We start from the raw sequence: 6,136 nt of genomic DNA on the forward strand, positions 1-6,136 counted from the left end.
GCGGCTGGCGCGCTACCAGCGACTTCGAAGACCATAATCAGGGAGCCAGTAGACACTTTGTCGCCGGTGTTGATTTTGATCTCTTTCACGGTACCCGCGAACGGTGCCGGGACTTCCATAGAGGCTTTGTCGCCTTCTACGGTGATCAGAGACTGCTCAGCCGCAACGGTGTCGCCGACTTTGACCATAATCTCGGTGACTTCAACTTCGTCGCCGCCGATGTCCGGTACGTGTACGTCTTTCGCTGCTGCCGCAGCAGGTGCAGCTGCCGGAGCGGCTGCTTGCTTCTCTTCTGCCGGAGCAGGTGCAGCAGCTGCTGCACCGTCGGCGGAATCGAAAATCATGATCAGTTTGCCGGTCTCAGTTTTGTCGCCAACAGAGACTTTGATCTCTTTAACGATACCCGCCTGAGGGGACGGAACTTCCATAGAGGCTTTATCGCCTTCTACGGTGATCAGCGACTGTTCAGCTTCAACTTTGTCGCCTACTTTGACCAGGATCTCGGTGATTTCAACTTCATCAGCCCCGATGTCCGGTACATTGATTTCGATAGCCATGTTTCTTTTACCTCTTACGCCAGACGCGGGTTAACTTTATCTGCATCGATATTGAATTTGGTGATAGCGTCAGCAACCACTTTCTTATCGATTTCGCCACGTTTAGCCAGTTCGCCCAGTGCCGCTACAACCACATAGGAAGCATCAACTTCGAAGTGGTGACGCAGGTTTTCACGGCTGTCAGAGCGACCGAAGCCGTCAGTACCCAGTACGCGATAATCATCAGCCGGTACATAAGTACGAACCTGTTCGGCAAACAGTTTCATATAGTCAGTAGATGCTACAGCCGGTGCGTCGTTCATCACCTGAGCGATGTACGGAACGCGCGGAGTTTCCAGCGGATGCAGCATGTTCCAGCGCTCACAATCCTGGCCATCACGCGCCAGTTCAGTGAAGGACGTGACGCTATACACGTCAGAACCTACGCCGTAGTCGTTCGCCAGGATCTGCGCTGCTTCACGGACGTGACGCAGGATAGAACCAGAGCCCAACAGCTGAACTTTACCTTTCTTACCTTCGAGGGTTTCGAGTTTGTAGATACCTTTACGGATACCTTCCTCAGCACCTTCCGGCATTGCCGGCATGTGGTAGTTTTCGTTCAGCGTGGTGATGTAGTAGTAAACGTTCTCTTGTTTCTCACCGTACATACGCTCCAGACCATCGTGCATGATGACCGCAACTTCGTACGCGTAAGACGGATCGTAAGAGATACAGTTCGGAATAGTCAGAGACTGAATATGGCTGTGACCATCTTCGTGCTGCAGACCTTCACCGTTCAGCGTCGTACGACCAGAAGTCCCGCCGATCAGGAAGCCGCGCGCCTGCTGGTCACCCGCCTGCCAGCACAGGTCACCGATACGCTGGAACCCGAACATGGAGTAGTAGATGTAGAACGGGATCATCGGCAGATCGTTGGTGCTGTAAGAGGTCGCAGCCGCCAGCCAGGATGCACCAGCACCCAGTTCGTTGATACCTTCCTGCAGGATCTGACCTTTTTCGTCTTCTTTGTAGTAAGCAACCTGCTCACGGTCCTGCGGGGTGTACTGCTGGCCGTTCGGGCTGTAGATACCAATCTGACGGAACAGACCTTCCATACCGAAAGTACGTGCTTCATCGGCGATGATCGGCACCAGACGATCTTTGATCGACTTGTTCTTCAGCATCACGTTCAGGGCACGAACGAAAGCGATAGTGGTGGAGATTTCTTTGTTCTGCTCTTCCAGCAGCGCACCGAAGTCTTCCAGCGCCGGCAGCTCCAGCTTCTCAGTAAAGTTAGGCTGACGAGCCGGCAGGTAGCCGTGCAGTTTCTGACGCTGAGCGTGCAGATAGGTATGCTCTTCAGAACCTTCCGGGAAGGTAATGTAAGACAGGTTTTCAACCTGCTCATCGGTAACTGGAACGTTGAAACGGTCGCGGATGTAACGCACGCCGTCCATGTTCATTTTCTTAACCTGGTGAGCGATGTTTTTACCTTCGGCGGTGTCACCCATGCCGTAACCTTTGATGGTATGGGCGAGGATTACAGTTGCTTTGCCTTTGGTTTCCTGCGCTTTTTTCAGTGCAGCGTAAACTTTCTTCGGATCGTGACCGCCACGGTTCAGCGCCCAAATCTGCTCGTCAGTCCAGTCAGCAACCAGTGCTGCGGTTTCCGGGTATTTACCGAAGAAGTGCTCACGAACATACGCGCCGTCTTTGGATTTGAAGGTCTGGTAGTCGCCGTCAACGGTTTCGTTCATCAGCTGGATCAGTTTACCGCTGGTGTCTTTACGCAGCAGCTCATCCCAACGACCGCCCCACATGACTTTGATAACGTTCCAGCCAGCACCTGCGAAGATGCCTTCCAGTTCGTTAACAATCTTGCCGTTACCGGTGACCGGGCCGTCAAGACGCTGCAGGTTACAGTTGATAACAAAGACCAGGTTGTCCAGTTTTTCACGGGTCGCGATGGTGATAGCGCCTTTAGATTCTGGCTCATCCATCTCGCCATCGCCCAGGAAGGCATAAACGGTCTGCTTAGAGGTATCTTTCAGGCCACGGTGTTCCAGATACTTCAGGAATTTAGCCTGGTAGATAGCACCGATTGGACCCAGACCCATGGATACGGTCGGGAACTGCCAGAATTCTGGCATCAGTTTCGGGTGCGGATAGGAAGACAGGCCTTTGCCATGAACTTCCTGACGGAAGTTGTTCATCTGCTCTTCAGTCAGACGACCTTCCAGGAATGCACGTGCATAGATGCCCGGAGAGATGTGGCCCTGGAAGTAAATCAGGTCGCCGCCATCCTGCTCGTTGCGTGCACGGAAGAAATGGTTGAAGCACACATCATATACCGTTGCGGAGGACTGGAAGGATGCCATGTGGCCACCCAGCTCGAGGTCCTTTTTAGACGCACGCAGTACGGTCATGATGGCGTTCCAGCGGATAGCAGAACGAATACGACGTTCCAGCTCCAGATTGCCCGGGTATTCCGGCTCATCTTCAACGGCAATAGTGTTTACATAATTGCTGGCCCCTGTACCTGCCGCTACTTTCACGCCGCCTTTGCGGGCTTCTGAAAGCAGTTGGTCGATCAGATACTGAGCACGCTCAACACCTTCTTCACGGATGACCGATTCGATCGCCTGTAGCCAGTCGCGAGTTTCGATCGGATCCACGTCATTTGGGAAACGTTCTGACATGGGGGTATTCCTTATCTATCTAATACGTTGAGTTATCTGGAACCTGTCCCATTACGTTCTCGCCAGAGAGCGTAATAAGACAGGTTCTGCGTTTAGTTGCCGCGCACTTTAAATGGCGCTTGATTTACAACATCTTCTGGTTAACTTGCTGCCAGAAAAATCACTAATTCTTTCGTTGCTCCAGGCGGCGTAAGGCGCGTTCACGACGGCTTTCCTCACGGCTTCTGTCCAGGAGAATTTCTTCGATAAACGCCAGGTGACGGTGGGACGCTTCGCGTGCCTCTTCCGGCTTCCCGGCGATAATCGCTTCAAAAATACGCGTACGGTGACTGCTTACCAACGGCAGCATATCCCGACGCGAATACAGCAATTCAAAGTTTTGACGAACGTTCTGGGCCAGCATCGGCTCCATACAACGGAGCAAATGGAGCAGTACCACATTGTGCGCCGCTTCGGTGACAGCAATTTGATACTGGAGAACGGCATCAGATTCGCCGTCAAGATCGCCGGACTGTTGAGCAAGCTCGATCGCATGGTGGAGTTCACGGATACGCGTTTTATCTTCATCCGTGCTGCGTAGTGCGGCGTAATAAGCAGCAATACCTTCCAGCGCATGGCGCGTCTCAAGCAGGTCAAACTGGGATTCAGGATGGTCGGAGAGCAACTCTACCAGTGGGTCGCTAAAGCTCTGCCACAGGCTGCTCTGAACAAAAGTGCCACCGCCCTGACGACGAAGCAGCAAACCCTTCGCTTCGAGACGTTGGATCGCCTCGCGCAAGGAGGGACGGGAGACGTCGAACTGTTTTGCCAGTTCACGTTCCGGTGGGAGTTTTTCTCCGGGGCGAAGTGTCCCCTCAAGAATTAAAAACTCCAGCTGCTGCTCAATCACATCGGAGAGTTTTGGTTGGCGGATTTTGCTGTAGGCCATGATTTCCTGTCTTAAGCCATTTGCCCGGAGTCAATTGGTCTTACCAATTTCATGTTCTTGACGCTAAAGTAACAAAGTATTCACCTTCTGTCCATACAGGTTTTGATTGAAATCAGTAAAGGAGGCATATTTTAACAACATTACAGAAATAACGTTTCAAACATGTAACTATGCACAAATGTTAAATTTACCCACCACGAGGTAGTTTTAACGTAATTGAAACGAAAAATTATCCCATCTGAACCGATTCACCTGCTTAAATATCGATTTAAAAAGCAAAATTAACGAATAAAAATTCAAAATGGAAATTTTGTGGTAGATAAACTCGCGCTTACAAATGGTTTCTTTTTATTCAACTCGTCATCCTCCCTTCATAAAGCAGGTGCATTCGCGCTCGCATAACATTATTCTGATCAAGACAAAAGTATTTAGGCAACATTTTACTAAGCATCACCGTAAACAAATTAATACAACAAACGGAATTGCAAACTTACACACGCGTCACTGCGTGGTTCAAAATATAAGTACTCGAAAGATGAAGAGTAAAACCACACACGAGGTTTCATGATGGAAAGTCAACAGCATGGCGATCAGCTAAAGCGCGGTCTTAAAAACCGCCATATACAGCTTATCGCGCTGGGTGGCGCGATAGGCACCGGGTTATTCCTCGGTAGCGCGTCCGTTATCCAGTCTGCAGGGCCAGGGATTATCCTGGGTTACGCTATCGCCGGTTTTATCGCCTTTTTAATTATGCGCCAGCTAGGTGAAATGGTGGTTGAAGAGCCGGTAGCCGGTTCCTTCAGCCACTTTGCCTATAAGTACTGGGGCGGTTTCGCTGGATTCTCCTCCGGCTGGAACTACTGGGTGCTGTACGTTCTGGTTGCCATGGCTGAGCTGACTGCCGTCGGAAAATACATCCAGTTCTGGTACCCGGAGATCCCTACCTGGGCCTCTGCCGCCGTCTTTTTCGTGGCCATCAACGCTATCAACCTGACCAACGTAAAAGTATTCGGTGAGATGGAGTTCTGGTTTGCCATTATTAAGGTTATTGCGGTCGTGGCGATGATCCTGTTCGGTGGCTGGCTGCTATTTAGCGGCAACGGTGGCCCGCAGGCCAGCGTCAGCAACCTGTGGGATCAAGGTGGCTTCCTGCCACATGGCTTCACCGGTCTGGTGATGATGATGGCCATTATCATGTTCTCCTTCGGCGGGCTGGAGCTGGTCGGAATCACTGCGGCAGAAGCGGATAACCCGGAGCAAAGCATTCCGAAAGCGACCAACCAGGTTATTTACCGTATCCTGATTTTCTATGTAGGTTCACTGGCCGTCCTGCTCTCCCTGATGCCGTGGACGCGCGTAACGGCAGATACCAGCCCATTTGTCCTTATCTTCCACGAACTGGGCGACACGTTTGTGGCTAACGCACTGAACGTCGTGGTGCTGACCGCCGCCCTGTCTGTCTATAACAGCTGTGTGTATTGCAACAGTCGTATGCTGTTCGGTCTGGCTCAACAGGGCAACGCACCAAAAGCGCTGATGAACGTGGATAAACGTGGCGTTCCGGTGAATACCATCCTCGTCTCCGCGCTGGTCACCGCCCTGTGCGTCCTGATCAACTACCTGGCACCGGAATCTGCCTTTGGCTTACTGATGGCACTGGTGGTCTCTGCGCTGGTGATCAACTGGGCGATGATCAGCCTTGCACACATCAAGTTCCGCAAAGCGAAACAACAGCAGGGCGTCGCCAGTCGTTTTCCGGCGCTATTCTATCCGCTGGGTAACTGGGTTTGCCTGATTTTCATGGCGGCAGTGCTGGTGATTATGCTGATGACGCCGGGCATGGCAATCTCCGTTTACCTGATCCCGGTGTGGATTGCTATTCTTGGCGTCGGTTATCTGTGTAAGCAGAAAACAGCCAGAGCGGTTAAAGCACATTAATTTCCCCCCCTGCCTGCAAAGGCAGGGGGTGTTAC

At 51.8% G+C, this 6,136-nt stretch carries 4 protein-coding genes; 1 reads left to right on the forward strand and 3 read right to left on the reverse strand.

What is annotated here, in order from left to right:
- The 3 genes from FDX01_RS23695 to pdhR all read right to left on the reverse strand — a co-directional run.
- Positions 1-557, reverse strand: a 557-nt coding sequence (locus tag FDX01_RS23695) for a biotin/lipoyl-containing protein (protein WP_283205039.1), incomplete at its 3' end; no start/stop codon positions are given.
- A 14-nt stretch (positions 558-571) separates the two neighbouring features.
- Entirely contained in the window at positions 572-3,235 is a 2,664-nt protein-coding gene (gene aceE / locus FDX01_RS09920) for a pyruvate dehydrogenase (acetyl-transferring), homodimeric type (RefSeq protein WP_096758282.1), read from the reverse strand.
- A 163-nt stretch (positions 3,236-3,398) separates the two neighbouring features.
- Positions 3,399-4,163 (reverse strand): pyruvate dehydrogenase complex transcriptional repressor PdhR, encoded by a 765-nt coding sequence (gene pdhR / locus FDX01_RS09925; RefSeq protein ID WP_096758283.1) that lies wholly within the window; start codon positions 4,161-4,163, stop codon positions 3,399-3,401.
- A 564-nt stretch (positions 4,164-4,727) separates the two neighbouring features.
- Here pdhR and aroP point away from each other — a divergent pair.
- Complete coding sequence (gene aroP, locus FDX01_RS09935; RefSeq protein WP_115259442.1) at positions 4,728-6,101, forward strand: aromatic amino acid transporter AroP; 1,374 nt, start codon at positions 4,728-4,730, stop codon at positions 6,099-6,101.
- Positions 6,102-6,136: the final 35 nt, after the last annotated feature.

It is taken from the genome of Citrobacter sp. wls613 (assembly GCF_005281195.1).
GTDB lineage: Bacteria > Pseudomonadota > Gammaproteobacteria > Enterobacterales > Enterobacteriaceae > Citrobacter > Citrobacter gillenii.

Excerpts from the sequence above, each read along its gene's own strand:
- aroP (WP_115259442.1), top strand. The coding sequence starts at position 4,728 with ATGATGGAAAGTCAACAGCATGGCGATCAGCTAAAGCGCGGTCTTAAA.
- aceE (WP_096758282.1), bottom strand. The coding sequence starts at position 3,235 with ATGTCAGAACGTTTCCCAAATGACGTGGATCCGATCGAAACTCGCGAC.
- pdhR (WP_096758283.1), bottom strand. The coding sequence starts at position 4,163 with ATGGCCTACAGCAAAATCCGCCAACCAAAACTCTCCGATGTGATTGAG.